Here is a 24,234-nt window from a genome sequence, read left to right as displayed (position 1 = left end):
GGTCTTCTGGCGGCCTCAGTGCAGGTTCGGTTGGGCGCCCTGGCCCTTCTCGTCGATCATGGCGCCGCGCTGGAACCGGTCGAGGCGGAAAAGCGCGGCTTCCTTGTGCGATTGATCGCGGGCGAGGAGATGGGCGAAGACGAAGCCCGAGCCCGGCGTCGCCTTGAAGCCGCCATAGCACCAGCCGGCATTGATGTAGAGGCCGTCGACCGGGCTCTTGTCGATGATTGGCGTGCCGTCCATCGACATGTCCATGATGCCGCCCCATTGGCGCAACAGCCGCACGCGGCCGATCATCGGGATCAGAGCCATGCCGCCTTCGCAGACATCCTCGACCACCGGCAGATTGCCGCGCTGCGCGTAGGAATTATAGCCGTCGATATCGCCGCCAAAGACCAGCCCGCCCTTGTCGGACTGGCTGACATAGAAATGTCCGGCGCCGAAGGTCATGACGCCGGGGATCAGCGGCTTGATCGCTTCGGAGACGAAGGCCTGCAGCACATGGCTTTCGATCGGCAGGCGAAGCCCCGCCATAGCCGCGACGCGTGACGAGGAACCCGCCACCGCCATGCCGACTTTCCCAGCGCCGATCTTGCCGCGCGACGTCTCGACGCCGGTGACCTTGCCGTTGGCGTCGCGCGTGAAACCGGTGACCTCGCAATTCTGGATGATGTCGACGCCAAGCGCGCTCGCCGCATGCGCATAGCCCCAGACTACGGCGTCGTGGCGGGCCGTGCCGCCGCGGCGCTGCAGCAGCCCGCCCTGGATTGGAAAGCGCGCATTCTCGAAATTCAGGAATGGCAGCATCTTGCGCAGCGCCGCCTGGTCGAGCAGCTCGGCATCGATGCCGTTGATGCGCATCGTGTTGCCGCGCCGGGCGAAGGCGTCGCGCTGCGCGTCGGAGTGATAGAGGTTGAGCACGCCGCGCTGGCTGACCATGGCGTTGTAGTTGAGGTCCTGCTCCATCCGCTCCCACAGCTTCATCGAAAGCTCGTAGAATCCGGTGTTGCCGGGGAGGCCGTAATTGGAGCGGATGATGGTGGTGTTGCGGCCGGCGTTGCCGGAGCCGATCCAGCCTTTTTCGAGCACCGCGACGTTGCGGATGCCGAACTCGCTGGCGAGGAACCAGGCGGTGGCGAGCCCGTGCCCGCCGCCGCCGATGATCACCACGTCGTAGCGATCCTTGGGTGCCGCGTCGCGCCATGTCGGCTGCCAGTTCTTGTGCCCGGAGAGAGCGGCGCGGGCGAGCGAGAAGATCGAGTATTTCATAAAATCATTCCGAGGCCGCTCACCCTCAACGCTGGATGCTAGATATCCAGCGTGTGGTCGCGCTCCCACTGCGTGAAGTGCGAAGCATAGGAATTCCATTCCTGCTGCTTCAGCTTTAGATATGCCGACGAAAATTCCTCACCCAGCGCCGCCTTGAGCGATTTGTCGTTGTCGAATTCGCGCAACGCGTCGAGCAGGTTGAGCGGCAGTTTCGGCGCATCCGTGACGGTATGGCCGAACTGGTACATGTCGATGTCGTAGCGCTTGCCGGGGTCGGCCTTGGAGCGGATGCCGTCGAGGCCGGCGGCGATGATCACCGCCTGCAGGAGATAGGGGTTGGCGGCGCCGTCCGGCAGGCGCAGCTCGAAGCGGCCGGGCCCCGGCACGCGCACCATGTGGGTGCGGTTGTTGCCGGTCCAGGTCACCGTGTTCGGCGCCCAGGTCGCGCCAGAGATGGTGCGCGGCGCGTTGATGCGCTTGTAGGAGTTGACCGTCGGATTGGTGATCGCGGCAAGCGCCGACGCATGTTTCATGATGCCGCCAAGGAAGTTCCTGCCCTTGGCGGAGAGGCCAAGCTCTTCCGAATTGTCGGCAAAGACATTGGTCTTGCCGGCCTCGTCCCACACCGAGATATGCGCATGGCAGCCATTGCCGGTCAGGCCCTGGAAGGGCTTCGGCATGAAGGTCGCGCGCAGGCCGTGCTTCTCGGCGATCGACTTGACCATGAACTTGAAGAAGGAGTGCTTGTCGGCGGTCGCCATCGCGTGGTCGAAGGTCCAGTTCATCTCGAACTGGCCGTTGGCGTCCTCGTGGTCGTTCTGGTACGGGCCCCAGCCCAGCGCCAGCATGTGGTCGCAGATCTCGGCGATCACGTCGTAGCGGCGCATCACCGCCTGCTGGTCGTAGCAGGGCTTCGAGGCTGTGTCGTATTCGTCGGAGATCGCCTTGCCGTCGGGCGAGATCAGGAAGAACTCGGCCTCTACGCCGGTCTTGACATGCATGCCGTCGCGGGCCGCTTCGTCGATCACCCGCTTCAGCGTGTTGCGCGGCGCCTGGTCGACGAGCTTGTCATCCATCACGCAGGTGGCCGCCACCCAGGCGACGTCTTTCTTCCACGGCAATTGGATGACCGAATCCGGGTCCGGCACCGCCAGCATGTCCGGATGCGCCGGCGTCAGGTCGAGCCATGTCGCGAAACCGGCAAAGCCGGCGCCGTCCTTCTGCATGTCGGCGATCGCCTGCGCCGGCACCAGCTTGGCACGCTGGCCGCTGAACAGGTCGGTGTAGGAGATCATGAAATATTTGACGCCGTTCTCCTTGGCGAATGCGGCGAGATCGTTCCCCATTATAGTTCCTCGCTTATGTGGTCTTGGAAGTTGTCCTAGAAGCCGTTCTTTCCCGGTATCCAGTTGGTGCCGGCCAAAGGCACCACGGCCATGGCGGCGGCTTCGATGGTAAGCGCAACGAGATCCTCGGGCTCCAGATTGTGCAGGCTGTTCTTGCCGCAGGCGCGGGCAATCGTCTGCGCCTCCAGCGTCATCACCTTGAGGTAATTTGCCAGGCGTCGTCCGGCCGCGATCGGGTCGACCCGCTTCATCAGTTCGGGGTCCTGCGTGGTGATGCCGGCCGGGTCGCGGCCCTCATGCCAGTCGTCATAGGCGCCGGCTGTGGTGCCGAGCTCATTGTACTCGGCCTCCCAGCGCGGATCGTTGTCGCCGAGCGCGACCAGCGCCGCCGTGCCGATCGACACCGCATCGACGCCAAGCGCCAGCGCCTTGGCGACGTCGGCGCCGTTGCGAATGCCGCCGGAAACGATGAGCTGCACCTTGCGGTGCATGCCGAGGTCCTGCAGCGCCTGCACCGCCGGCCTGATGCAGGCAAGCGTCGGCTGGCCGACATTCTCGATGAACACTTCCTGTGTCGCGGCCGTGCCGCCCTGCATGCCGTCGACCACGACGACGTCGGCGCCGGCCTTCACAGCGAGTGCCGTATCGTAATAGGGCCGAGCGCCGCCGACCTTCACATAGATCGGCTTTTCCCAGTCGGTGATCTCGCGCAGCTCGAGAATCTTGATCTCGAGATCGTCCGGCCCGGTCCAGTCGGGATGGCGCGAGGCGGAACGCTGGTCGATGCCCTTGGGCAGGGTGCGCATCTCGGCGACGCGGTCGGAGATCTTCTGCCCGAGCAGCATGCCGCCGCCGCCGGGCTTGGCGCCCTGGCCGACGACCACTTCGATGGCGTCGGCGCGGCGCAGGTCGCGCGGGTTCATGCCGTAGCGCGACGGCAGGTACTGATAGACCAGCCTCTTCGAGTGGCCGCGTTCTTCCTCGGTCATGCCGCCGTCGCCTGTGGTGGTCGATGTCCCGGCGATCGTCGCGCCGCGGCCAAGCGCTTCCTTGGCGGGACCGGAAAGCGACCCAAAACTCATGCCGGCGATGGTGATCGGGATCTTTAGCTCGATCGGCTTTTTGGCATGGCGCGAGCCGAGCACTACCGAGGTGTCGCAGCGTTCGCGATAGCCTTCGAGCGGATAGCGCGAGATCGAGGCGCCGAGGAACAACAGATCGTCGAAATGCGGCAGCTTGCGCTTGGCGCCGGCGCCGCGGATGTCATAGATGCCGGTCGCCGCCGCGCGGCGGATTTCGGAAAGCGTGTAGTCGTCGAAGGTCGCGGATTTGCGCGGCGTCGTGGGAGGATTGTGATAGGCCATTTCTGTCCTCAATACGCGTCGGCGTTGTCGATGTTGAAATTGTAGAGTTTGCGGGCCGAGCCGTAGCGCTTGAACTCCGATGCCTTGACGCCGGTCACGCCGGCCTTGTCGAGCAGGCCCTGCAGCAATTCGATGTGCTCGGGCCGCATCTCCTTGGCGATGCAGTCGGCGCCGAGGCTCTCCACCTTGCCGCGCACGAAGAGCCGCGCCTCGTAGATGGAATCGCCCAGCGCGTCGCCGGCATCGCCCAGCACCACCAGGTTGCCGGACTGCGCCATGAAGGCCGACATGTGGCCGATATTGCCATGCACGACGATGTCGATGCCCTTCATAGAGATGCCGCAACGCGACGAGGCGTTGCCCTCGATGACCAGCAGGCCGCCGCGGCCGGTGGCGCCGGCATACTGGCTGGCATCGCCCTTGATGACGATCGAGCCCGACATCATGTTCTCGCCGACACCCGGGCCGGCCGAGCCATGCACGGTGATCGCGGCGCCGTCATTCATGCCGGCGCAGTAATAACCGACGCTGCCGCGCACATCGATGGTGACCGGCTGGTCGACGCCGACGGCGACCGAATGGCTGCCTTTCGGGTTGAGCACTTCCCAGGCGGTCTCATTCGAACCCGGCGCGAGCTTGTGCAGCGCCTCGTTCAATTCGCGCAGCGAATGTTGCGAGAGGTCGAAGATCCTCGCACCGCCCTGGTCGCGTTCGGCCTTCGACATTGGGGTTGCCGGCATCGGCTCAATGCTCCCAGAAATAAACGGTTGCGGGCTCCGGCTCCCAGACCCGCGCATTGTCGATGCCGGGCAGCTTGGTCAGCGCGCGATATTCCGAGCCGAAGGCGACATACTGGTCGGTCTCGGCCATCACGGCCGGCTTGCAGGCGATCGGGTCGCGCACCACGCCGAAGCCGTTCTTCGTGCCGACGACGAAGGTGAAGAAGCCGTCGAGGTCGGAGAGCGTGCCTTCCAACGCCTCGCCCAGATTCTTGCCATGCGCCATCCGGTTGGAAAGATAGGCCGCGGCAACTTCGGTGTCGTTCTCGGTCTCGAACTTCATGCCGTCGCGGATCAGCTCGCGGCGCACATTGTTGTGGTTGGAGAGCGAGCCGTTATGCACCAGGCACTGGTCGGCGCCGGTCGAGAACGGATGCGCGCCCATCGTGGTGACCGCCGATTCCGTTGCCATGCGGGTATGGCCGATGCCATGCGTGCCGGTCATCGAGCGCACATGGAAGCGATCGATGACGGTCTCCGGCAGGCCGACCTCCTTGTAGATTTCAACCGCCTCGCCGGCGCCCATGATGCGGATGTCGGGCCTGAGCGTCTGCAGCGCTTCACGCGCGGCATCGACCTTGTCCGGCGTGGTCCTGATGACGGCGTGCGTCGAATTCACCGCCACGCTCACCGGCGCGCCGATCGCCTTGGCGAGTTCGGCGTCGAGGCCGCGGAAATCGCGGTCTGCCTTCGGTGACTGCACGGTGATCTTGGCCTCGTTGCCGGTGGCCGCGCCATAGATGGCGATGCCGGCGCTGTCCGGGCCGCGGTCGCTGAGCGACACCAGCATCTCCGACAGCATGGCGCCGAGCTTCGGCTCCAGCGCCTTGTCCTTCAAGAAAAGTCCGACGATTCCGCACATGCCAGCCTCCAACGTTTTTTGGCTCTCAGATGATGTACTCAATGAGCGAGCCGAATTCAATTGCTATGAAAGAAATTTTCCTGTGGTTACATGTTGGGCGGCACATCGCCTGCGGCACTATCGCCGCCCGGGCGCGCCTTGTGAACCCAGATCGCATGGCGGACACGTGCGATCTTGTAGGCGTCGAGGATCGAGAAAGCATAGATCAGGAAAGCGCCGGCATGGCGGCCGATGAAGCTGGCATCGGCCGGCGCCAGCTTGGTCGTTATCCAGCCAAGGATCACCATGAAGAACAGGAACTGCAGGCCGCGTACCGGCACGCCGAGCATGACGTGGCCGCTTGCCGGTAAAATGACCGCCGCGCCGAGCGCGAGATAGGGATTGACGGGAGCAGGGGTGGCGGTTCCGTCGCTCATGCCGCCTGCCTTTCGTGCCGGTTGATGGCTTGGCGAAGCGTGGAGGCGGCCTCGAGCAGCCTTTCGATCAAGGCCGGATCGAGCCCGGCATCTCCGAACGCGGCCTGCCGGAAGACGCCGTAGCGCGCGCGCTCGGCCTCGGCCAGCAGCCAGACGATGCGCACGCCGTTCGGCGTGATCAGCAATTCCTTGGCGCGCCCCTCGGCAAAGATGTCGATATGCGCGGCGATCAGGTCCTGCGGGAAGGCAACGCCTCTGCGGTCCGTCTTGAGCACCGCGTCGGCGGGAAAGCCGAGCACCTTCGGGAGCGTGTGCGGCAGATGGTCGAAATTGGAGAACGTTGTCGCCGAATTCGGCCGCATCATCATGTCGAAAATGCCCGGCACGGCGACCGGCTCAGTGATCGAGACGCTGAGCCAGCGCGTCGGCAGCTTTCGCGTCGCCAGCGTGTCGACGATGGTGCGCAGCTGAACGCGCTGGCCGTTCCACGTGCCGGCCCAGGTGACCACGCCGGCCGTGCCGCCGGAAATGTCGGCGGCATCGAGAACGACGCTGCAGACGCTCGCCGTGTCGGCGGCCAGAGCCGCCTTCGCCCTGTTGCGGCTGGCGCGCGCGAGCCAGGCAATATGGGCGACGACCGCCAATGCGATCGCTCCGGCAAGCAATACTGACGTCAGTTCCGACATTTCGACACGCCACGGCCCGCCGTCGAGAGGCGGGCCTTCACTCCACTCAATAACCCTGCGGCTTCGGCCACGGCATGGAGAACTGGTCGCCGCGCCGCACGAACTTGTAGCGATAGAAGTGGAACCACAGCGAGATCAGGAAATAGAACACCGTCATCGCGATCAGCTGTGAGCCGAAGCCCAGGAAGATGGCGAAGAACGTTACCATGCAGAGGCAGAAGAGCACGATCGCCGGCAGTGGATGGAAGGGATGCGTGTAGCCGCGGCGGATCGAGCCCAGCGGCCATTTCTTGCGGAACATCATGATGTTGATGCTCATGAAGGTGTATTGCAGCACGCCGGACAGGATCGAGAAGGTGATCGCCTGGTTGAGGTCGGCGATGAAGGCGAAGGCGAGCGCGATCGGCAGCAGGAACAGGATCGAGCGATAGGGCGTGCGGTATTTCGGATGCACCGCCGAGAACCAGCTTGGCAGGTAGCGGTCGCGGCCGAGCGAGAACCAGGCGCGCGCCGCGTCGTTGATGCAGCCATTGGCCGAGGCGAGCGCCGCCAGCAGCGTCGCGATGAACAAAAGGTTCTCCAGCAGCGGGCTGCCCGTGAGCTTGCCGGCGTCCCACAGCGGATAATAGGTGATGCCAAGATATTCCCAGGGCATCAGCGAGGCGCAGACATACCAGGTCATGGCGGCCGCGATCAAAAGCGTGATCATGCCGGCCATGGTGCCGTAGGGCAGGGAGCGCGCCGGCGAGCGCACTTCCTCGGCCGCCTGCGTGGTGCCCTCGATGCCGAGATAGTACCAGATGCCGAACTGGAAGGCGGCGATGACGCCGATCCAGCCATAGGGCAGCGCGTTGCCGGGGGTGACCAACTCGTTGAGCTTCAGCACCGCGCCCTGCGTCCACGGGCTGACGGAGAAGAACAGGATGACGATCGAGACATAGGCGATGGCGGTGATGACGAAGTTGACGTTGAGCGTCATCAGCACGCCGCGATAGTTGAGCCAGGCCAGCACGACTATGGTCGCGGCGATGAAGGAATTGTGCGTCAGCCCTTCGACGCCGGCCTTGGCGACGATGGTGTCGCCGAGCAGGATGGCGTCCGACACTTCGAGCATCGTGTAGGCGAACACCAGGAACAGCGCGACGTTGAAGGCCATCAGCGGTCCGACAATGTGCTTGGCCTGCGCGTACTGGCCGCCGGCGGCGGCCACGGTCGAGGTCACCTCCGAGTCGATCATGGCGACCGAGGTGTAAAGCAGTCCGACGATCCAGCAGACGATCAGCGCGGCCAGCGCGCCGCCCTTGTCTGCCGCGAAATTCCATCCGGTGAACTCGCCGACCAGCACGATGCCGACACCGAGCGCCCAGACATGGGCGGGGCCGAGCACCCGAAGCAGCGAGACCCTGTCGCCGTGGATCGTCGTCGTCAGTCCCGTTTCAACCGCAGCGGTCATCGTCAGTCCCCACTCAGATCCGGTGTTTCTCGGAAACGGCTTCAAGCTCGCCTTCGCGCGAGGAAGTCAGCACGTCCTCGGAATAGGTCGTGTCGATCTTGAACCAGTCGTAGAGCATCCAGAGCGCAAGCAAGACCGAGATGCCCCAGCAGGCGTAGTTGATTGCCATCCACATGGATCTTGTCCCCGAATTACTTGTCGTCGAATCTTTCGTTGATCACCTCGCGATACTCGCGATCGGAGGCGCGGAACAGGAAGACGAAATAGGCGACCAGCACGATCGCCATGATGATCAGCGTCGGCCAGTCGATGATGTAGTGGAAACGGTTCTGGATGATGTCGTGCGCGGTCTCGGGCGTGTAGCCGAGCTTCTCCCAGATCGACGCCATGGTCGCATTCTGGCCGAGCGCGTCCCAGGTCTTGGCGTCCAGGGGATCGATGGATTTCGCCGCGCCGGCAAGGCCGAGCTTCAGCGGCAGCCACAGCGCCACGAAGATGGCGACCACGACGACGGCGATGTCGAAAATCTGGCCGGCCTTGCTCTGTTCCGGCGGGATGTAGCGGGACATGGTCTTTCCCCCTCAGGACTTGCTGTTGCGGAACGCGTCGGCGTTCTTGATGTCGAGGCCGTAGATGAAGTCCTTGTCTTCCTTGTAGTGGTTGAGCATCGCCAGGATGGCGGCGGTGTTGAAGATCAGCACCGCGGCAGCCGCGATCACCACCACGAGCTTGATCCCGCTGTCGGGGATGTAGGCCCAGGTCATCAGGAGGACGAAGAGGATCGTCACCCACAGGCAAACGATCAAGAGCACGGATCCGCGCACGTCGGAACGATACAGCGCTTCGATGCGCTGCTGCAGGTCGGACATCGGTTTTTCCCCTTCTGGCGACGTCCGGCCCCGAAATCGACCGGGCGTCCACTCTTTCTAGAGAGTGAAATTTTTTTCATAAATTCCGACCGATCTTCGAAATTGTCAAGCCGGATTTACGCTCCGTAAGCTATTTGTCCCCGGGCAAGAAATTTAACTGACAATGAAATTATTTGCTTCAAGGGGATTGCAGGGCTCCGCCGTTTGCGATCAATATTCGAGCAAGCTCCGCCGCCAAGCAGGAGCAGGGAACAGCAACCGCTTAAGCGACCTAATCGCACGGAGGACGATCGGATGACGGCATCCTGGAGATTCTCGACCCTGGCGGATCGCCATCGCGCGCTCGGCTCGAAACTCGAGGACTGGAGCGGCATGGGCACCGCCTGGACCTATGACAAGGACGCCGACGAGGAATATATCGCCATCCGCACCAAGGCCGGGCTGATGGACGTCTCCGGCCTGAAGAAGGTCCACATCACCGGGCCGCACGCCTCGCATCTGATTGACCTCGCCACGACGCGCGACGTGGAGAAGATCTATCCCGGCAAGTCGGCCTATGCCTGCATGCTGAACGAGGCCGGGAAGTTCACCGACGACTGCATCCTCTACCGCATCAGCCCGAACTCGTGGATGGTCGTGCATGGCTCCGGCACCGGCCATGAGGAGCTGCAGCGGGCTGCCATGGGGCGCGACGTCTCGCTGCGCTTCGATGACAATCTGCATGATCTGTCGCTGCAAGGGCCGACCGCCGTCGACTATCTGGCCAAGCATGTGCCCGGCATCCGCGACCTTCCCTATTTCCACCATATGCAGACGCAGCTCTTCGGCTTGCCCGTCATGATCTCGCGCACCGGCTACACCGGCGAGCGCGGATACGAGATCTTCTGCCGCGGCCAGGACGCCGGCACGATCTGGGACAGGATCCTCGAGGAGGGCAAGAGCGCCGGCATCATCCCGTGCCGCTTCACCACGCTCGACATGCTGCGCGTCGAGAGCTATCTGCTCTTCTACCCCTACGACAATTCCCAGAAATATCCGTTCGAGAACGAAGGCCCCGGCGACACGCTGTGGGAGCTCGGCCTCGACTTCACCGTCAGCCCCGGCAAGACCGGTTTCCGCGGCGCCGAGGAGCATTATCGGCTGAAGGGCAAGGAGCGCTTCAAGATCTATGGCGTGCTGCTCGACGGCAAGGAGCCGGCGGACGAAGGCGCGCCGGTCTACCGCGACGGCATGAAGGTGGGCGTGGTGACCTGCGCCATGTATTCGCCGCTGGTCGAGAAATCGATGGGCATCGCCCGCCTTGACGTCGACTGCGCGGTCAAGGACACCCGGCTCGAGATCCGCAACAGAAGCGGTTCGATCAAGGCGACGGCGCAGCCCTTGCCGTTCGACGATCCGAAGAAGACCAAGCGCACCGCCAAGGGTTGAGGCATCATCAACGGGGAGGGGTTCGAGGCACTAGAGCATGATCCCGAAAAGTGGGAACCGGTTTTCGGAAAAGATCATGCTCCAACTGATCTAAGGAAGAATGGCAGCCAAGACGATCATCAGCAGGCCCATTTACGGAACCCTGTCTCCACAGCCTGGCAAGCATCACCTCTTCATCGCCGATGCCGAAGGCGCGCTGGCGATCACGGATATGGCCGGCAAGGCGCCGCCCGGCTTTTTCGACGGCGCGGAAATCGACTTCATTCCAGGCTCGGAGGGCAAGCACATCGCGGCCCTGGAAGCATTGAAGCCGGCGCAGCTCCACATCGCGCCGTCCTTCGCCAGCCTCCTGCCGCGTCTCAAGCAGACGCTGGCCAACGCCCATATGGGATTGCGTCTCTATCTTGCCGGCACCGAGGGCCTGATCGGCCAGGCCATGCAGGCAGCGCTCGAAGCCGGCATGGACCACACCTCCATCCAGACCGAGCATCGCGGCTCGCTGGCGCGGCGCATGCAATGCGTGCACTGCAAGGGCATCACCGAGAACGTTACGACGCAGCCGGCGCTCTGCTCGCATTGCGGCCTGCTGCTCCTGGTGCGCGATCATTATTCGCGGCGCCTCGCCGCCTTCCAGGGCGTGTGCATCAACGCCGAGGATCGCTCCGAGATTCCTCCGATGGAGGAGGCCTTCCCATGAGCACCGGCACCACCAAGCTCGATGTCGTCGTCAGTGACGTCGTCCCCGTCAACCATCTCGTCACCCGCTTCCATTTCCGCCGCCGCGACGGCGGCCTGCTGCCGACTTTCTCCGGCGGCGCCCATGTCGTGGTCGAGATGCGCGACAGTGATCGCACCAGGCTCAACCCCTATTCGCTGATGGGCTCGCCGCTCGACACGCGCGAATACACGATCTCGGTGCGCCGCGACGATGTCGGCCGCGGCGGCTCGCTGTTCATGCACCGACAGGTCAAGCCCGGCCTGGAGATGGTGATCAGCTATCCGGTCAATTTGTTCTCGCTGGATCTCAGGGCGAAAAAGCATCTCATGCTGGCCGGCGGCATCGGCATCACGCCCTTCATGGCGCAGACCTCGCAGCTGGCGGGCGCCGGCGGCAATTTCGAATTGCATTACACCTGCCGCACCGCTTCGCTCGGCACCTATGCCGATGTCTTGCGGCAGCGCTACGGCAACCGCGTCAGGCTCTATCACGACGACCGCGAGGAGCGCATCGATCTCGACCGGCTGTTGTCCTCGCAGCCGCTCGGCACGCATCTCTATGTCTGCGGCCCGGCCGGCATGATCAACTGGGTGCGCGACCGCGCCGCGGCGCTCGGCTGGCCGTCGGAGACGGTGCATTTCGAGCATTTCGCGGCGCCCCAGCCCGGCGCGCCGTTCGACGTGACCTTGGCCCTCAGCGGCAAGACGATCCGCGTCGGCGAGCAACAGAGCCTGCTGGAAGCCATGGAAGCGGCCGGCGTCGACCCGCCTTATCTCTGCCGCGGCGGCGTCTGCGGCCAATGCGAGACCAATGTGATCTCCTCCGACGGGAAGTTCATCCACAACGATCACTGGCTGAGCGAGGAAGACCACCGTTCCGGCTGCAAGATCATGCCTTGCGTCTCGCGCTTCGAGGGCAAGTCGCTGGTCCTGGAAAGATAGGAGGCGTCAATGGGCATCACCTTTCGCAAGGAAACTTTCCGCGACGACTACACCTTCAGGAACAGCCCCGAGCACATCAGGCGCTTTCCGTTCCCGTTCAACGAAGACGCCTACATGTACGCGGTCAACATCGAGCCGCATGTCGTCGGCCCGAAGGGCTCGGTGCTGGAAAACCTGATCGACGTCGACGAGCACTATGTCGCCGAGATGCAGGACCGCGCCTTGGTGCTGGCGGAGGATCCGCTGCGCTGCCAGTCGCTGCCGCATATGACGCTGGCCGGCTGGGACCTGCTCGAGCTTTTGATGGAGCAGCAGGCGCTCGGCTATCCCGAGCATTTCACGCTGGAGCGCGATGGCGACCGCTGGCGCTGGATCAACCGGCCGCTCGGCATCGACGACACCTTCACCTTCGGCGACACCTCGACGTTGCCCTATGGCCCGATGGAATACATCACCCGCCAGAGCCAGGGCGATTTCTGCATCCTCGACCAGCGAGACGGCAATCTGTGGATGGATGCCGGCATGGTCACCACCCAAGCCGACTGGTCGCTCGATTTCGACATCGGCATGAACTTCTTCGAATGGCACGCGCCGGTCCCGCTGGCGCACGAGAAGGGCATCTTCACCCGTGCGCTGAAATTTCTCACCAACATCCAGCAGGGCAAGCCGGCGCGGCGCCTCAACTGGACGATGACCATCAATCCGCGCCTCGACACCAGCCCCGAGAACTATCACAAATGGGGCCCGGACCGCGCCACCGTCACGCCCGAGAATGTCGGCCAGAAGGTACATCTGCGCGTCGAGCTGCAAAGCTTCTGGCGGCTGCCGCGCTCGAACGCCATCGTCTTCCCGATCCGCTGCTACCTGATCAAGATGGACGAGCTGGTCACCCAGCCGAAATGGGCGCGCCGCCTGCACCGCGTCATCCGCGACCTGCCGGAAGAACTCGCCACTTACAAGGGGCTGACGCGGTATCGGCCGACGCTGGTGGAGTGGCTGTCGAAGCTGGATGATGGCAGCCCGACTTCACCGGGATTTGGGCCGGACTGAAGACTTGGGTTCCTCGCCCCCGCAAAGCGGGGGAGAGGTGTCCGCGAAGCGGACGGAGAGGGGCCTTCGTAGGGCGCTCCCCTCTCCGTCTCGGCTTCGCCGAGCCACCTCTCCCCACTATCGTGGGGCGAGGAACAACGTGTCACCCCGCACTGTTCTGCGGATAGCAGATGATCGACAGATACCGCATCGGCAGTTGCGTCAGCTCTTCCGGTCCGTGCGGCGCGTCGGCATCGAAGAACAGGCTGTCGCCCGGCTTCATCGGGTAGAGGTTGTTGCCGTGCCGGTAAACCACCTCGCCCTCGAGCATGTAGAGGAACTCCATGCCGGCATGCTGGAAGGTCGGGAACACATCCGAATTCTCGGTCAGCGTGATGAGATAAGGCTCGACCACGACGCCGCTGGTGTTGGCGCCGATATGTCCCAGCAGATTGTACTGGTGGCCGGCGCGCGTGCCGCGCCGCTCGACATCGACACCTTCGCCCGCCTTGACAAAGACGGCGCTGTGCTCTTCCTCGAAGCGGCGGAAGAAGGCGGTCACCGGAACGCCCAACGCCCGCGACAGCGCCTGAAGCGTCGTCAGCGATGGCGAGGTGATGCCGTTCTCGATCTTGGACAGCATGCCGAGCGAGATGTCGGTGGCGGCGGCGAGATCGGCGACGGTGATACCGAGCTTCTTGCGGAACGCGCGCACCTCATGGCCGATCGCCACTTCGAGTACCTTCTCGCGCGTGTCGCGGATGGCGTGCGGGTTTTGGGTCAATGGCGTGCGGATCGAGCGTCCGTCGGCCGAAACGCGTTTCGGCGGCGCCTTGTCCTTGGCGGCCGCAGCGGCGGGCTTTGTGTCAGAAGTCTTGTTCGGCATGTCGCCCCCGAATCCGCGGATTTATTTCACTCTAGGTGAACATATGCGGTGGCGATACAGGAGCGCAACCGCAAGGGCAAGCCATCGAATGTCGCGGCAATTCTTTATGGCGGTTTCCGTTTTCCGCCGAAATCCGTTCGCGGCAAAGCCCTTGCCCTCAGATGCCTGTTGACAGCACCGAAGACCCAATTACTGTCACTGTGAGTGAAATTTGTTTCGTGAGAGCAATTCCAGGAAAAGTGTCGAACGGTTTTCCGCCCGGAATTGCCTCAAGAAAAAGTCGAAATCAAAAAGGAGGTCCGCAATGAAATCTCGTGTCGCCGTCATCGGAGCCGGACCGTCGGGCCTGGCCCAGCTCAGGGCCTTCAAGTCGGCCGCCGACAAGGGCGCCGAGATCCCGGAAATCGTCTGTTTCGAAAAGCAGAGCGACTGGGGCGGCCTGTGGAACTACACCTGGCGCACCGGCCTCGACGAGCATGGCGACCCGGTGCATGGCTCGATGTACCGCTATCTGTGGTCGAACGGCCCGAAGGAATGCCTCGAATTCGCCGACTACACTTTCGAGGAACATTTCGGCCGGCCGATCGCCTCCTATCCGCCGCGCGCCGTGCTGTGGGACTATATCAAGGGCCGTGTCGAGAAATCCGGGGTGCGCAAATGGGTGCGGTTCAACACGCCGGTGCGCATGGTCACCTACTCCGACGAGACGAAGAAATTCACCGTCACCGCGCATGACCGCACCAACGACGTCACCTATTCGGAAGAGTTCGACAATGTCGTCGTCGCCTCGGGCCATTTCTCCGTGCCGAACGTGCCGTATTTCGAGGGCTTTTCCACCTTCAACGGCCGCATCCTGCACAGCCACGATTTCCGCGATGCCACGGAGTTCAAGGGCAAGGACATCCTGATCATCGGCCGTTCCTATTCGGCCGAGGACATCGGTTCGCAATGCTACAAATACGGCGCCAAATCGATCACCACCAGCTACCGTTCCAAGCCGATGGGCTTCAAATGGCCGGAGAACTGGAAGGAGGTGCCCCTGCTGCAGAAGGTCGTCGGCAAGACGGCGCATTTCAAGGACGGCACCACCAGGGATGTCGACGCCATCATCCTGTGCACCGGCTATCTGCACTCCTTCCCCTTCCTCACCGACGATCTCAAGCTCAAGACCGCCAACCGCATGTGGCCGCTGGATCTCTATGAGGGCGTCGTCTGGGAGAAGAATCCGAAGCTGTTCTATATCGGCATGCAGGACCAATTCTACACCTTCAACATGTTCGACGCACAGGCCTGGTACGCCCGCGACGTCATCATGGGCCGCATCAAGCTGCCCTCGGCCGAGGCTATGGCCGAGCACAGCGCCAAGTGGCGCGCGCGCGAGGAGACGCTGGAGGATGCCGAGCAGATGATCTGGTTCCAGGGCGACTACACCAAGGAACTGATGGACCAGACCGACTATCCGGGCTTCGACGTCGAGGCGGTCAACCACACCTTCATGGAGTGGGAGCACCACAAGATGGAAAACATCATGACCTTCCGCGACAACGCCTACCGCTCGCTGATGACCGGCACCATGGCGCCGGTCCACCATACGCCATGGCTGCAGGCGCTGGACGATTCCATGGAGAGCTATCTCGAGGTGAAGGGCGTGGCGGCGGAGTAGGACAGCGCGCCTCCGCCCGCATCCGTCAAATCAGCAAGGTGGGCGTCTCTCGAGACACCCCATCAGCCTACCAGCACACGTAGCCGCCATCGACGATCAGGTCGAGGCCGGTCACGAAACTGGACGCACGGCTGGCCAGGAACACGGTCGGCCCGACCATCTCTTCCGGCGCCGCCATACGCCCCATCGGCGTATCGCGCTTGAAGATCTTTATCTCCTCCGCGACCTCCGGCCGCTTGTTCATCGGCGTCAGCGTGTAGCCCGGGCTGACGACATTGACGCGCAGGCCACGATCCGCCCACTCCATGGCGAGGCTCTTCGACATGTGGATGACGGCGGCTTTGGATGAGTTGTAGTGCGCCTGCGTCAGCCCGCGGTTGACGATGGTGCCCGACATCGAGGCGATGTTGATGATGGAGCCCGCACGCCGGGGAAGCATGACGCGTGCCTCGGCCTGACAGGACAGAAACACACCTGCGACATTGACCTCGTGCACCTTGCGCCATTTTTCCAGCGGCATGGTCTCGGCCGCTTCCGATCCAGCTATGCCGGCATTGTTGACGGCAACCGTCAGCGCGCCGAGTTCGGCTTCAACCCGATCGATCGCCGCGGCGAGGTCGGTCTCGGCCGTCACGCTCCCCGTCAGCATCAGTGCCTTGCGGCCGAGCGCCTTGATCTTCTCGGCAGTCTGCTCAAGCCCGCCATTCGAGGCATGACCGAAACAGGCGACATCGGCGCCGGCCTCGGCAAGCCCGATCGCGATCGCCTGACCAATGCCGCTGCCGGCGCCCGTCACCAGCGCCACGCCGCCGTCCAGTTTGAAAAGATCCATCGCACCCTCCCTGATTACCGGAAGGTATGCGCTGAATGACGCCTCGATCAAGCGGCCTGATCTGGCCGGCCACAGGGCTCGAGGTTCAAAAATATCCGTCCGACGCCGCCGTCGCTTCCTTCGGAATTTCCACGCCGTCGACCAGAATCTTGTCGACCAGCTCGTGATGAAAGCACACCAGCGCCTTGATGCGCTCGGCCTCATGCACCGGCTCGGGATAATACCAGACCAGGTTCTCGTGCCGTTTCTTCGGCGTCGTCACATGGTAGTAGTTGGAGATGCCCTTGTAGGGGCAGCGCGAGATGTAGCGGCTGGGCGCAAACATATCGAGGCGCGTGTCCGAGATCGGCAGGTAGTGCCGAACCGGATGTCCGGTTTCGAACAGGAACACGCCGCGTCGTGAATCGGCCACCTGCTCGCCGTCGAGGATCACCTGCACGCGCCGCGACGAAGGCAGGCAGTCGACGCGGCGGAACGGGTCGCGGGCATGGACGAAGATCTCTTCGTCCTCTTCAAACCAGTGCGTCATCTTCGGCCAGTAGAAGGAGATGTAGTCCTGGATCGGCGGGCAGCCCTTGACTGGATCGAGGTAGCGCCAGGCGCCGTCCTCGACCAGCGTGATGCCGGTGTTCAGCGAATAATGTGTGGCGACACCCTTGAACGGATCCTCCGTCTTCGTGCGGCTGGGCAGCAGGAACTCCTCGCGCACGTCGCTCATCGGGAAGTAATAGACCGGCAGATGGTCGCTCTCCTGGAACACCAGCGCCTTGGTGGTGTCGGCGACGATCATCGGCCCGACCTGCACCCTGATCCGCTTGGGCGAGGGCATGGTGAAGGCGACATAGCCCGGTTCGAACTCGTACTGCACGATGCCGTCGAGGATCGGGAAATGCGGCCCGCGGCCGCGCAGATGGGGCTTGCGAATGGTCGTCGTCCTCTTCTCGTCGTTTGCTGCCGGGTTCTTTCGCGCGGTCACGGTCATGACGCCACCGATACGCGATCGAGCAGCAGGCCGGCGGCGATCGGCGGCACGCCGCTGACAGTCTTGCGCACGGGTACCAGCAGGTCCGGGAAATAGCTGAAGATCACCGGCGTCTCATCGAGCAGCAGCTTCTGGATGTCGGAAGCGGCCTTGCGCTGGGCGTCGAGGTCGAGCGCCTTGAGGTAGCCGGTGACCAGCCCGTCATAGGTCGCGTTCTTGAAATGCGCCGCGTTCCACGACCCGTCGCTGACCAGCGGGCTTTTCAGGAACACGTTCGGTACGCTGCGATGCGCGTAGTCGGTGATGCCGAGCGGGCTGTCCAGCCAGTCCGACTGGCCGAACACCGCCTTGCCGTAATATTTGTCCTGGTCCTCGATGTTGAGCGCGATGCGCGCGCCGATTTCCTTGGCGAAGTTCTGGAACAGCTGCGCATAGCCCGGGATGTCGGAATAGCGCAGCGTCGTCAGCGTTATGTCGAAGCCGCTGCCAAGGCCGGCCGCTTCCATCAATTGCTTGGCCTTGGCGATGTCCTGCGTGCGCTGGGCAATCGATTTGTCGGTGACCGGGAAGGCCGGCGCGAACGGGCTGTCATTGCCGGTCGCCGCCATGCCGCGGCAGAGTCCGTCGACCAGCTTGGAGCGGTCGATGCACAGAGCCAGCGCCTGGCGCACGCGCTTGTCGGTGAAGGGCGCCATGTCGCAGCGCATATGCAGCTGGCGATGCGCGGTGGACGCCACGCGCAGCACCGTGATGTCGGGATTGCCGAGCACCACCTGGCTGACGTCGAGCGGGATGGCGTCGAGCACGTCGACCTCGCCCGCCTGCAGCGCGAGAATCCGCGGCTGCACGTCGCCATAGAACTTGAATTCCAGCCGGTCGGGCAGCGCCTTCTCGCCCCAGTAGTCGGCATTACGCACGAAGGTCGCGCCGACCTTCGGCGTGTAGCTTTCTAGCCGGAACGGACCGGTGCCTTCGAAGGTCTTCTCGTAGTCGCCCTTGTAGCTCGCCGGCAGGATGACGGCGTTGTAATTGTCGATCGACACCGAATAGGGGAAACTGCCGTTCGGCGCGTCGAGATGGAATTCGACCGTGTGGTCGTCGACCTTGCGCGTGCCGCCCTTCGACAGCAGGCCCTTGAACACCGAGAGAGCGTTGGAGGGGCCGTTCGGATCGGCAAGGCGGTCGAAGGTCGCCACGACGTCGTCGGCCTTGAAATCCTCGCCATTGTGGAATTTCACGCCCTTGCGCAGCTTGAAGGTCCACACGCTGCCGTCGGCATTGGGCGACCAGCTTTCCGCCAGCACCGGCTTCAGCGTCAGGTCGGGCTGCGTCACACACAGGAACTCTGACGTCTGGAAGGCGAGCTGGTAGCTGCCGCTGTCGTAGAAAGTCACCGGATCGATGGCGCCGCCGGGCACGGCGATGCCGGCGCGCACCGTGCCGCCGGGCTTGCCCTCGGCGCGTGCTTGCGGAGCGCCGAGGCCGACAGCCGAAGCGATGCCGCCGAGGAAGGGCAGCGACAGGCCGAGCACGCTGCCATGGCGCAGGAATTCACGCCGGCCGATCCTGCCGGAGAGCAATTCGTCGATAGCGGAATTTTCGATTGCGCTGAGGGTTTTGCGAGCGGCGTCGATCGTCCTGAAATGCTTCGGCATGACGGCATACCTTGTTTTGTCGCAGGGGCTTTGGCATTTAGGCCATTGTTGACCGCGACCGGAAAGCGATATTTTCTGATCGAGGCCATCGAAGATTTCGATGGCGGTAGCTCACGGGGCAGGGGACCATGGATACCGAAAATCTGCGCAGTTTCCTGGAGGTCGCGGCGCATGGCAGCTTCACCGTGGCGGCCCATCGGCTGAACCTCGCCCAGTCGACCATCAGCGCGCGCATTCGCGGCCTGGAGGAACAGCTGGGGCGAAAACTGTTCGTGCGCGACAGCGACGGCGTCACGCTGACGCCGGCCGGCCGGCAGTTCCTGCCGCATGCCTCGACGATCACCCGCACCTGGGAGCAGTCGCGCCAGGACATCGCCGTTCCCGATGGCTACGAGACGCTGCTTAGGCTGACCGCGCCCGCCTATCTCTGGGACAGCATCACCTCGCCCTGGATCGACTGGATGCGCGCGAAACGGCCGAACGTGGCGCTCAGGCTGGAAGGCAGCTTCCCGGATCTGGCGATCGACCAGATGGCCGAAGGCCTGCTCGACATCTGCATCCTCTATCTGCCCAGGCCGCATCCGGGCATCGTCTATGAGACCTTGGCCGTTGATCAGGTGGTTCTCGTCCAGCACAGGGATCAGCTCGGATCGTGGACGAATAACTACATCCTGATGGACTGGGGGCTGGAGTTCCGCGTCGAGCACGACCGCGCCTTTGCCGGAATGGTGAAGCCGGCGATCTCGGCCGGGCTGGTCTTCATCGGCCTGCAGCACGTCCTGTCGCAGAAAGCGGCCGCCTATCTGCCGCTGAGTGCGGTCAGCACTCATATCCAGCGCGGAGAGTTGAGACGCGTCGAGGACACGCCGGTATTCCAGCGCCCGATCTATCTTGCCTATCCGGAAAACCCCGCCTCTTCCGACGCCCTCGACATCGCGCTCACGGGCCTACGTACGCTCGCCAGGAACCTGTCCAACGATCAGGCTTTCGCGGAGAGCGACCGCGCCTTCAGTATGTTAAGGCATGTCTCCTGAAAGTCGGGGCCGGTTTCAGGATAAAGACATGCGTCAAATCAAAAACCTAAAGCGCATGGAGCGATCTGAAAGATCACGACGCGCTTTAGGCGCGGCGGCATTCTGATCACGCCGGCTCCACGGCCTTCGGCTTTTGCAGCCTTGCCAGTTCGTCGTAAGGGATATGGCATCGGATGGTATGCCCGGGCTGGGCCTCGGAAAGCTCCGGCTCTTGCGTCTCGCAGATCGCGCCGATCTTGCGCGGGCAGCGTGTGTGGAAGACGCAGCCCGTCGGCGGGTTGGCCGCGCTCGGGATCTCGCCGTCGAGGCGGATGCGCGAGCTCTCGGTGCGGTCGAGCTTTGGAACCGCCGATAGCAGCGCTTCGGTGTAGGGATGATGCGGCCCGGAGAACACCGCTTCCGAAGGTCCGAACTCCATGATGCGGCCGAGATAGAGCACGGCGATCTTGTCGGAGAGGTAGCGCACCACGCCGAGGTCGTGCGAGATGAAGATGTAGGAGACATCCTGCCTCGACTGCAGGTCGGCAAGAAGATTGAGGATCGCCGCCTGCACCGAGACGTCGAGCGCCGAGGTCGGTTCGTCGCAGACCACGATGCGCGGATCGCCGGCAAAGGCGCGCGCGATCGCCACGCGCTGCTTCAGGCCGCCTGACAGCTGGCGAGGCTTGACCGCCAGATGCCGGTCGGTGAGCCGCACCGAGCGGACCAACTCTTCGAGGCGCGCGTCCAGTTTCTTGCCGGTGAGCCCGCCCAGCCGTTTCAGGGCGCGGCTGAGGATATGGCGGATCGAATGCGAGCGGTTGAGCGCGGAGTCCGGATTTTGGAAGACGATCTGCACCGCCTTGACCTGATCCTCCGAGCGGCTGGCAAGCCGTGGCGCCAGCTTCTTGCCTTCCAGCTCGATCGAGCCGCCGTCGTCGGGCGGGACAAGGCCGAGCAGGAGCCTCGCGAAGGTCGTCTTGCCGCTGCCGGATTCGCCGACCAGGCCGAGCGTCTCGCCGGGTCTCAGGCTGACCGAGACATCCTTCACCGCCCGCAGCGGACGGCCGTGGCTGGCATAGGTCTTGTTCAGCCCTTCGACCTGCAGCACCGGCGGCGCCTGCTTCGGCGCGACAGCGGGAATCTCGGCGGGCGTGGCACGCGGCAACGACTGCGCGTTGTCATGGTAGTGGCAGCGCGACAGCCGGCCCTCGCCGAGATCGTAGAGCGGCGGCGGCTCGGCGCGGCAGCGTTCGGTGGCCAGCGCACAACGGTCGGCGAAGGCGCAGCCGGTGATGGTGGCGCCGATGCCGGGCAGGAAGCCGGGGATGGTGTCGAGCCGGCCCTGGTCCTTGCGCTGGCCGCCGCGCGGCAGGCAGCGCAGCAGCGCCACGGTGTAGGGATGGCGCGGATCGTTGAAGACGTCCTTGGTCGTGCCTTCCTCGACCAGCATGCCGGCATAAAGCACGCCGACCCGGTCGCACATGTTGGAGACGACGGCGAGATTGTGGCTGATGAACAGGATCGACGCCGACAACTCGCGCCGCAACTGTCCGATCAGGTCGAGCACCTCGGCTTCCACGGTGGCGTCGAGCCCGGTCGTCGGCTCGTCGAGGATCAGCATCGAGGGGTCGTTGGCGAGCGCCATGGCGATCGCCACGCGCTGTTGCATGCCGCCGGAGAGCTGGTGCGGATAGCGCTGCATGACGCTTGCCGGATCCGAGATGCGCACCCGGTTCAGCATGGCGAGCGCCTTGTCTTCAGCCGTCTGTCCGCTGATGCCCGCAAGCTCGAAGATCTCGGTCAATTGCCGGCCGATGCGCAGCGACGGGTTCAGTGCCTTGCCGGGGTCCTGGTAGACCATCGACACGCTGTCCGCGCGGGCACGCCGCAGCGCCTCGCCATCGAGCTTCATTACGTCCTTGCCGTCGAGCGCGATCGAGCCGCCGGTGATCGAGCCGTTGCGCGGCAGATAACGCACCACGGAAAGCGCCACGGTGGATTTGCCGCAGCCGGATTCGCCGACCAGCCCGTAGGCTTCGCCGGCCTTGATGGTCAGGTTGACGTTGCGCAGCACCGCGCGATCGCGGCGGCCGACGCGATAGGCGACCGAAAGGTCTTTGAGTTCTAGCGCGTTGGCGGCTTGGTTAGTCATTGAACGCTCCATGCACGCCGTCGGCCACCAAATTGACGCCGATCACCAGCGAGGCGATGGCCAAGGCATCGAACAGCACCGTCCACCAGAAGCCGCCGCCGATCATGCCGTAATTGGAAGAGATCGACAGGCCCCAGTCGGGCGAGGGCGGCTGGATGCCGAAGCCCATGAAGGAAAGCGTGGCCACGGCGAAGATGGCGTAGCCCAGCCGCACCGTCGTCTCGACCAGGATCGGCGGGATGACGTTGGGCAGGATCTCGACGAACATCGTGTGCAGCGCGCCTTCATGGCGCAGCTTTGCCGCGGCGACATAGTCGAGCTCGCGTTCGGCCAGCACCGCCGAGCGCACCGTGCGGGCGATGATCGGCGCGAAGCTCAGGCCGATGACGACGATGACGGTGATCTTCGAGGTGCCGAGCGCGACGATGGCGAGCAGCGCGATGATGACCACTGGGATCGCCATGAAGGCTTCCAGCACGCGGCTGACGATGTCGTCGACGATGCCGCGGAAATAGCCGATGACCAGGCCGAGCGCGGTGCCGGCGATAGTCGCAAGGATCGTCGCCAGCGGCGCCACGGTCAGGATGTCGCGGGAGCCGACGATGACGCGTGAGAAGACGTCGCGGCCGAGCTGATCGGTGCCGAACCAGTGGTCGGCCGATGGCGGCGCAAGCGTGTTGATGATGTCGGCGTCGAGAGGATCGTAGGGCACGAAATGTTCGCCGAACAGCGCGCAGATGACCCAGAACAGCAGGATGCCCAGGCCGGTCAGGAACGTGGGGGACCTCACGAGCGAATGCAGCACCTCGCCCCAAGCGCTGCGCCGCGCAACAGTATCCTGGACTGCGGGAAGGGACGGGCCGTCCGTCGCGCTCATTGCTCTGCCCCCAGCCGAATGCGCGGATTGAGCACGGAATAGAGGAAGTCGGCGACCAAGGTCGCCACCGCATAGACGATGCCGATGGTGAGAATGCCGGCTTCCAGCATCGGAAAATCCTTGCCGCGCGCGGCGGTGAAGATCAGCGAGCCGATGCCCTGGTAGCGGAACAGCGTCTCGATCACCACCAGGCCGCCGATCAGATAGCCGGTCTGGGTGGCGATCACCGTGATGGTCGGCAGCAGCGCGTTGCGCAGCACATGGCGCCAGATCACCGTCCGCCAGGGCAGGCCCTTGAGCACGGCGGTGCGCGTATAGTCGGAATCGAGCGCCTCGATCATGCCGGACCTGGCCATGCGGGCAATATAGCCGAACAGCACCAGGAACAGCGGCAGCGAGGGCAGGATAAGGTAATAGATCTGGGTGAAGAAGCCGGCGCCTTTCGGCCATGCGGCGGCGATCGGCAGCCAGCGCAGCCACACCCCGAAGATCAGGATCAGGATGATGCCGGTGACGAATTCCGGCAGCACCGTCACCGACAGGCCGCCGAGGCTGATGATGCGGTCAAGCGGCCGGTTGAGATTGAGCGCGGCGATGACGCCGCCCAGGATGCCGATCGGCACCACCAGCACAAAGGCGATCAATGCCAGCTTCAGCGAATTGCCCAGAGCATCGATGACGAAGGGGGCGACCGGCGCGCGGAAAATGTAGGACGTGCCCATGTCGCCATGCAGGAAATTCCAGATCCAGGTGCCGTACTGGACGAGCAGTGGCCGGTCGACGCCGAGCGAGTGGTTGAGCGCATCGACGGCGCGCTGGTCGGCGAACGGCCCCAATATGGCGCGCCCGACATTGCCCGGCAGCACCTGGCCGCCAAGGAAGACCATGACGCTGAGCAAAAACAGCGTGACGAGCGACAGAGCCAGGCGCCGGACAAGGAAGACGAGGATGGCGAATACTCCTATTGGAGCCGGCTCTCCGTGGAGAGCCGGCCGTCAGGGATATGCTTGT

24 protein-coding genes are annotated in these 24,234 nt (G+C 63.8%); 6 read left to right on the top strand and 18 right to left on the bottom strand.

Annotation, left to right across the window (positions count from 1 at the left end; all coding sequences use genetic code 11):
- Nucleotides 1-15: 15 nt before the first annotated feature.
- From EJ072_RS04080 to EJ072_RS04030, 11 genes are all read right to left on the bottom strand, one after another.
- Nucleotides 16-1,269, bottom strand: a complete 1,254-nt coding sequence (locus EJ072_RS04080) for a sarcosine oxidase subunit beta family protein (protein WP_126078673.1) — start codon at nucleotides 1,267-1,269, stop codon at nucleotides 16-18.
- Nucleotides 1,270-1,307: 38 nt separating this feature from the next.
- Nucleotides 1,308-2,615 (bottom strand): type III glutamate--ammonia ligase, encoded by a 1,308-nt coding sequence (gene glnT / locus EJ072_RS04075; protein WP_126078672.1) that lies wholly within the window; start codon nucleotides 2,613-2,615, stop codon nucleotides 1,308-1,310.
- Between the two features lie 35 nt (nucleotides 2,616-2,650).
- On the bottom strand, nucleotides 2,651-3,979 hold the full coding sequence (locus EJ072_RS04070; protein ID WP_126078671.1) for an FMN-binding glutamate synthase family protein: 1,329 nt from the start codon (nucleotides 3,977-3,979) through the stop codon (nucleotides 2,651-2,653).
- A gap of 8 nt (nucleotides 3,980-3,987) precedes the next feature.
- Nucleotides 3,988-4,719, bottom strand: coding sequence for a GXGXG domain-containing protein (locus tag EJ072_RS04065; protein WP_126078670.1), 732 nt, complete (start codon nucleotides 4,717-4,719; stop codon nucleotides 3,988-3,990).
- 4 nt (nucleotides 4,720-4,723) lie between these two features.
- Nucleotides 4,724-5,620 (bottom strand): glutamine amidotransferase family protein, encoded by an 897-nt coding sequence (locus EJ072_RS04060; protein ID WP_126078669.1) that lies wholly within the window; start codon nucleotides 5,618-5,620, stop codon nucleotides 4,724-4,726.
- Between the two features lie 86 nt (nucleotides 5,621-5,706).
- Nucleotides 5,707-6,036, bottom strand: a complete 330-nt coding sequence (locus EJ072_RS04055) for a hypothetical protein (protein WP_126078668.1) — start codon at nucleotides 6,034-6,036, stop codon at nucleotides 5,707-5,709.
- On the bottom strand, nucleotides 6,033-6,722 hold the full coding sequence (locus EJ072_RS04050; protein ID WP_189343211.1) for a hypothetical protein: 690 nt from the start codon (nucleotides 6,720-6,722) through the stop codon (nucleotides 6,033-6,035). Before EJ072_RS04050 ends, EJ072_RS04055 begins: the two co-directional genes overlap by 4 nt.
- A 46-nt stretch (nucleotides 6,723-6,768) precedes the next feature.
- Nucleotides 6,769-8,175 (bottom strand): amino acid permease, encoded by a 1,407-nt coding sequence (locus EJ072_RS04045; RefSeq protein ID WP_126078667.1) that lies wholly within the window; start codon nucleotides 8,173-8,175, stop codon nucleotides 6,769-6,771.
- 13 nt (nucleotides 8,176-8,188) lie between these two features.
- Nucleotides 8,189-8,350: a hypothetical protein gene (locus tag EJ072_RS04040; protein ID WP_042645899.1), complete on the bottom strand. Its 162-nt coding sequence runs from the start codon at nucleotides 8,348-8,350 to the stop codon at nucleotides 8,189-8,191.
- A gap of 16 nt (nucleotides 8,351-8,366) precedes the next feature.
- Nucleotides 8,367-8,744, bottom strand: coding sequence for a hypothetical protein (locus EJ072_RS04035; RefSeq protein WP_126078666.1), 378 nt, complete (start codon nucleotides 8,742-8,744; stop codon nucleotides 8,367-8,369).
- Between the two features lie 12 nt (nucleotides 8,745-8,756).
- Complete coding sequence (locus EJ072_RS04030; RefSeq protein WP_042645897.1) at nucleotides 8,757-9,044, bottom strand: hypothetical protein; 288 nt, start codon at nucleotides 9,042-9,044, stop codon at nucleotides 8,757-8,759.
- 294 nt (nucleotides 9,045-9,338) lie between these two features.
- Between EJ072_RS04030 and EJ072_RS04025 the strand changes: the two genes are divergently transcribed.
- The 4 genes from EJ072_RS04025 (at nucleotide 9,339) to EJ072_RS04010 (ending at nucleotide 13,181) form a co-directional block, all read left to right on the top strand.
- A complete protein-coding gene (locus EJ072_RS04025; protein WP_126078665.1) occupies nucleotides 9,339-10,472 on the top strand; it encodes an aminomethyltransferase family protein in 1,134 nt (377 codons plus the stop codon).
- 100 nt (nucleotides 10,473-10,572) lie between these two features.
- Complete coding sequence (locus EJ072_RS04020) at nucleotides 10,573-11,169, top strand: dimethylamine monooxygenase subunit DmmA family protein (protein ID WP_126078664.1); 597 nt, start codon at nucleotides 10,573-10,575, stop codon at nucleotides 11,167-11,169.
- Nucleotides 11,166-12,131 carry a PDR/VanB family oxidoreductase gene (locus EJ072_RS04015; protein WP_126078663.1) on the top strand — a complete coding sequence of 322 codons (966 nt, stop codon included), beginning with the start codon at nucleotides 11,166-11,168 and terminating at the stop codon, nucleotides 12,129-12,131. Before EJ072_RS04020 ends, EJ072_RS04015 begins: the two co-directional genes overlap by 4 nt.
- 9 nt (nucleotides 12,132-12,140) lie before the next feature.
- Nucleotides 12,141-13,181 carry a DUF3445 domain-containing protein gene (locus tag EJ072_RS04010; RefSeq protein WP_126078662.1) on the top strand — a complete coding sequence of 347 codons (1,041 nt, stop codon included), beginning with the start codon at nucleotides 12,141-12,143 and terminating at the stop codon, nucleotides 13,179-13,181.
- A gap of 142 nt (nucleotides 13,182-13,323) precedes the next feature.
- Here the strand turns inward: EJ072_RS04010 and EJ072_RS04005 are convergent, their stop codons facing one another.
- Nucleotides 13,324-14,046 carry an XRE family transcriptional regulator gene (locus EJ072_RS04005; RefSeq protein WP_126062322.1) on the bottom strand — a complete coding sequence of 241 codons (723 nt, stop codon included), beginning with the start codon at nucleotides 14,044-14,046 and terminating at the stop codon, nucleotides 13,324-13,326.
- Nucleotides 14,047-14,350: 304 nt separating this feature from the next.
- On the opposite strand from EJ072_RS04005, the gene EJ072_RS04000 reads away from it, so the two are divergent.
- Nucleotides 14,351-15,709: an NAD(P)/FAD-dependent oxidoreductase gene (locus EJ072_RS04000; RefSeq protein ID WP_126078661.1), complete on the top strand. Its 1,359-nt coding sequence runs from the start codon at nucleotides 14,351-14,353 to the stop codon at nucleotides 15,707-15,709.
- Nucleotides 15,710-15,776: 67 nt separating this feature from the next.
- On the opposite strand, the gene EJ072_RS03995 is transcribed toward EJ072_RS04000, so the two are convergent.
- The 3 genes from EJ072_RS03995 to EJ072_RS03985 all read right to left on the bottom strand — a co-directional run bounded on the left by EJ072_RS03995 (nucleotide 15,777) and on the right by EJ072_RS03985 (nucleotide 19,178).
- Nucleotides 15,777-16,541 carry an SDR family oxidoreductase gene (locus tag EJ072_RS03995; RefSeq protein ID WP_126078660.1) on the bottom strand — a complete coding sequence of 255 codons (765 nt, stop codon included), beginning with the start codon at nucleotides 16,539-16,541 and terminating at the stop codon, nucleotides 15,777-15,779.
- A gap of 85 nt (nucleotides 16,542-16,626) precedes the next feature.
- Nucleotides 16,627-17,523 (bottom strand): DUF427 domain-containing protein, encoded by an 897-nt coding sequence (locus EJ072_RS03990; protein WP_126078659.1) that lies wholly within the window; start codon nucleotides 17,521-17,523, stop codon nucleotides 16,627-16,629.
- Entirely contained in the window at nucleotides 17,520-19,178 is a 1,659-nt protein-coding gene (locus EJ072_RS03985) for an ABC transporter substrate-binding protein (protein WP_126078658.1), read from the bottom strand. Before EJ072_RS03985 ends, EJ072_RS03990 begins: the two co-directional genes overlap by 4 nt.
- Nucleotides 19,179-19,306: 128 nt before the next feature.
- Between EJ072_RS03985 and EJ072_RS03980 the strand changes: the two genes are divergently transcribed.
- Nucleotides 19,307-20,212 carry a LysR family transcriptional regulator gene (locus EJ072_RS03980; protein ID WP_126078657.1) on the top strand — a complete coding sequence of 302 codons (906 nt, stop codon included), beginning with the start codon at nucleotides 19,307-19,309 and terminating at the stop codon, nucleotides 20,210-20,212.
- Between the two features lie 106 nt (nucleotides 20,213-20,318).
- Here EJ072_RS03980 and EJ072_RS03975 read toward each other — a convergent pair whose 3' ends face one another.
- From EJ072_RS03975 to EJ072_RS03965, 3 genes are read right to left on the bottom strand one after another with little or no spacing between them, the layout of a single operon-like run.
- Nucleotides 20,319-22,346: an ABC transporter ATP-binding protein gene (locus EJ072_RS03975; RefSeq protein WP_126078656.1), complete on the bottom strand. Its 2,028-nt coding sequence runs from the start codon at nucleotides 22,344-22,346 to the stop codon at nucleotides 20,319-20,321.
- On the bottom strand, nucleotides 22,339-23,223 hold the full coding sequence (locus tag EJ072_RS03970) for an ABC transporter permease (RefSeq protein ID WP_126078655.1): 885 nt from the start codon (nucleotides 23,221-23,223) through the stop codon (nucleotides 22,339-22,341). The genes EJ072_RS03975 and EJ072_RS03970 overlap by 8 nt, the downstream gene beginning before the upstream one ends.
- Complete coding sequence (locus tag EJ072_RS03965; RefSeq protein WP_126078654.1) at nucleotides 23,220-24,173, bottom strand: ABC transporter permease; 954 nt, start codon at nucleotides 24,171-24,173, stop codon at nucleotides 23,220-23,222. Before EJ072_RS03965 ends, EJ072_RS03970 begins: the two co-directional genes overlap by 4 nt.
- Between the last annotated feature and the right edge of the window lie 61 nt (nucleotides 24,174-24,234).

It is taken from the genome of Mesorhizobium sp. M2A.F.Ca.ET.046.03.2.1, from assembly GCF_003952425.1.
GTDB lineage: Bacteria > Pseudomonadota > Alphaproteobacteria > Rhizobiales > Rhizobiaceae > Mesorhizobium.
This window is presented reverse-complemented; position numbering and strand designations above follow the sequence as displayed.

What these genes read in the sequence shown, in the direction of transcription:
- EJ072_RS04060 (WP_126078669.1), bottom strand. Translation starts at nt 5,620, where the DNA reads ATGTGCGGAATCGTCGGACTTTTCTTGAAGGACAAGGCGCTGGAGCCG.
- EJ072_RS04000 (WP_126078661.1), top strand. Translation starts at nt 14,351, where the DNA reads ATGAAATCTCGTGTCGCCGTCATCGGAGCCGGACCGTCGGGCCTGGCC.
- EJ072_RS03990 (WP_126078659.1), bottom strand. Translation starts at nt 17,523, where the DNA reads ATGACCGTGACCGCGCGAAAGAACCCGGCAGCAAACGACGAGAAGAGG.
- EJ072_RS03980 (WP_126078657.1), top strand. Translation starts at nt 19,307, where the DNA reads ATGGATACCGAAAATCTGCGCAGTTTCCTGGAGGTCGCGGCGCATGGC.
- EJ072_RS04010 (WP_126078662.1), top strand. Translation starts at nt 12,141, where the DNA reads ATGGGCATCACCTTTCGCAAGGAAACTTTCCGCGACGACTACACCTTC.
- EJ072_RS04055 (WP_126078668.1), bottom strand. Translation starts at nt 6,036, where the DNA reads ATGAGCGACGGAACCGCCACCCCTGCTCCCGTCAATCCCTATCTCGCG.
- EJ072_RS03975 (WP_126078656.1), bottom strand. Translation starts at nt 22,346, where the DNA reads ATGACTAACCAAGCCGCCAACGCGCTAGAACTCAAAGACCTTTCGGTC.
- EJ072_RS04025 (WP_126078665.1), top strand. Translation starts at nt 9,339, where the DNA reads ATGACGGCATCCTGGAGATTCTCGACCCTGGCGGATCGCCATCGCGCG.
- EJ072_RS04035 (WP_126078666.1), bottom strand. Translation starts at nt 8,744, where the DNA reads ATGTCCCGCTACATCCCGCCGGAACAGAGCAAGGCCGGCCAGATTTTC.
- EJ072_RS04050 (WP_189343211.1), bottom strand. Translation starts at nt 6,722, where the DNA reads ATGTCGGAACTGACGTCAGTATTGCTTGCCGGAGCGATCGCATTGGCG.
- EJ072_RS03970 (WP_126078655.1), bottom strand. Translation starts at nt 23,223, where the DNA reads ATGAGCGCGACGGACGGCCCGTCCCTTCCCGCAGTCCAGGATACTGTT.
- EJ072_RS04065 (WP_126078670.1), bottom strand. Translation starts at nt 4,719, where the DNA reads ATGCCGGCAACCCCAATGTCGAAGGCCGAACGCGACCAGGGCGGTGCG.
- EJ072_RS04045 (WP_126078667.1), bottom strand. Translation starts at nt 8,175, where the DNA reads ATGACCGCTGCGGTTGAAACGGGACTGACGACGACGATCCACGGCGAC.
- EJ072_RS04020 (WP_126078664.1), top strand. Translation starts at nt 10,573, where the DNA reads ATGGCAGCCAAGACGATCATCAGCAGGCCCATTTACGGAACCCTGTCT.
- EJ072_RS04070 (WP_126078671.1), bottom strand. Translation starts at nt 3,979, where the DNA reads ATGGCCTATCACAATCCTCCCACGACGCCGCGCAAATCCGCGACCTTC.
- EJ072_RS03985 (WP_126078658.1), bottom strand. Translation starts at nt 19,178, where the DNA reads ATGCCGAAGCATTTCAGGACGATCGACGCCGCTCGCAAAACCCTCAGC.
- EJ072_RS04005 (WP_126062322.1), bottom strand. Translation starts at nt 14,046, where the DNA reads ATGCCGAACAAGACTTCTGACACAAAGCCCGCCGCTGCGGCCGCCAAG.
- glnT (WP_126078672.1), bottom strand. Translation starts at nt 2,615, where the DNA reads ATGGGGAACGATCTCGCCGCATTCGCCAAGGAGAACGGCGTCAAATAT.
- EJ072_RS04030 (WP_042645897.1), bottom strand. Translation starts at nt 9,044, where the DNA reads ATGTCCGACCTGCAGCAGCGCATCGAAGCGCTGTATCGTTCCGACGTG.
- EJ072_RS04015 (WP_126078663.1), top strand. Translation starts at nt 11,166, where the DNA reads ATGAGCACCGGCACCACCAAGCTCGATGTCGTCGTCAGTGACGTCGTC.
- EJ072_RS03995 (WP_126078660.1), bottom strand. Translation starts at nt 16,541, where the DNA reads ATGGATCTTTTCAAACTGGACGGCGGCGTGGCGCTGGTGACGGGCGCC.
- EJ072_RS04040 (WP_042645899.1), bottom strand. Translation starts at nt 8,350, where the DNA reads ATGTGGATGGCAATCAACTACGCCTGCTGGGGCATCTCGGTCTTGCTT.
- EJ072_RS04080 (WP_126078673.1), bottom strand. Translation starts at nt 1,269, where the DNA reads ATGAAATACTCGATCTTCTCGCTCGCCCGCGCCGCTCTCTCCGGGCAC.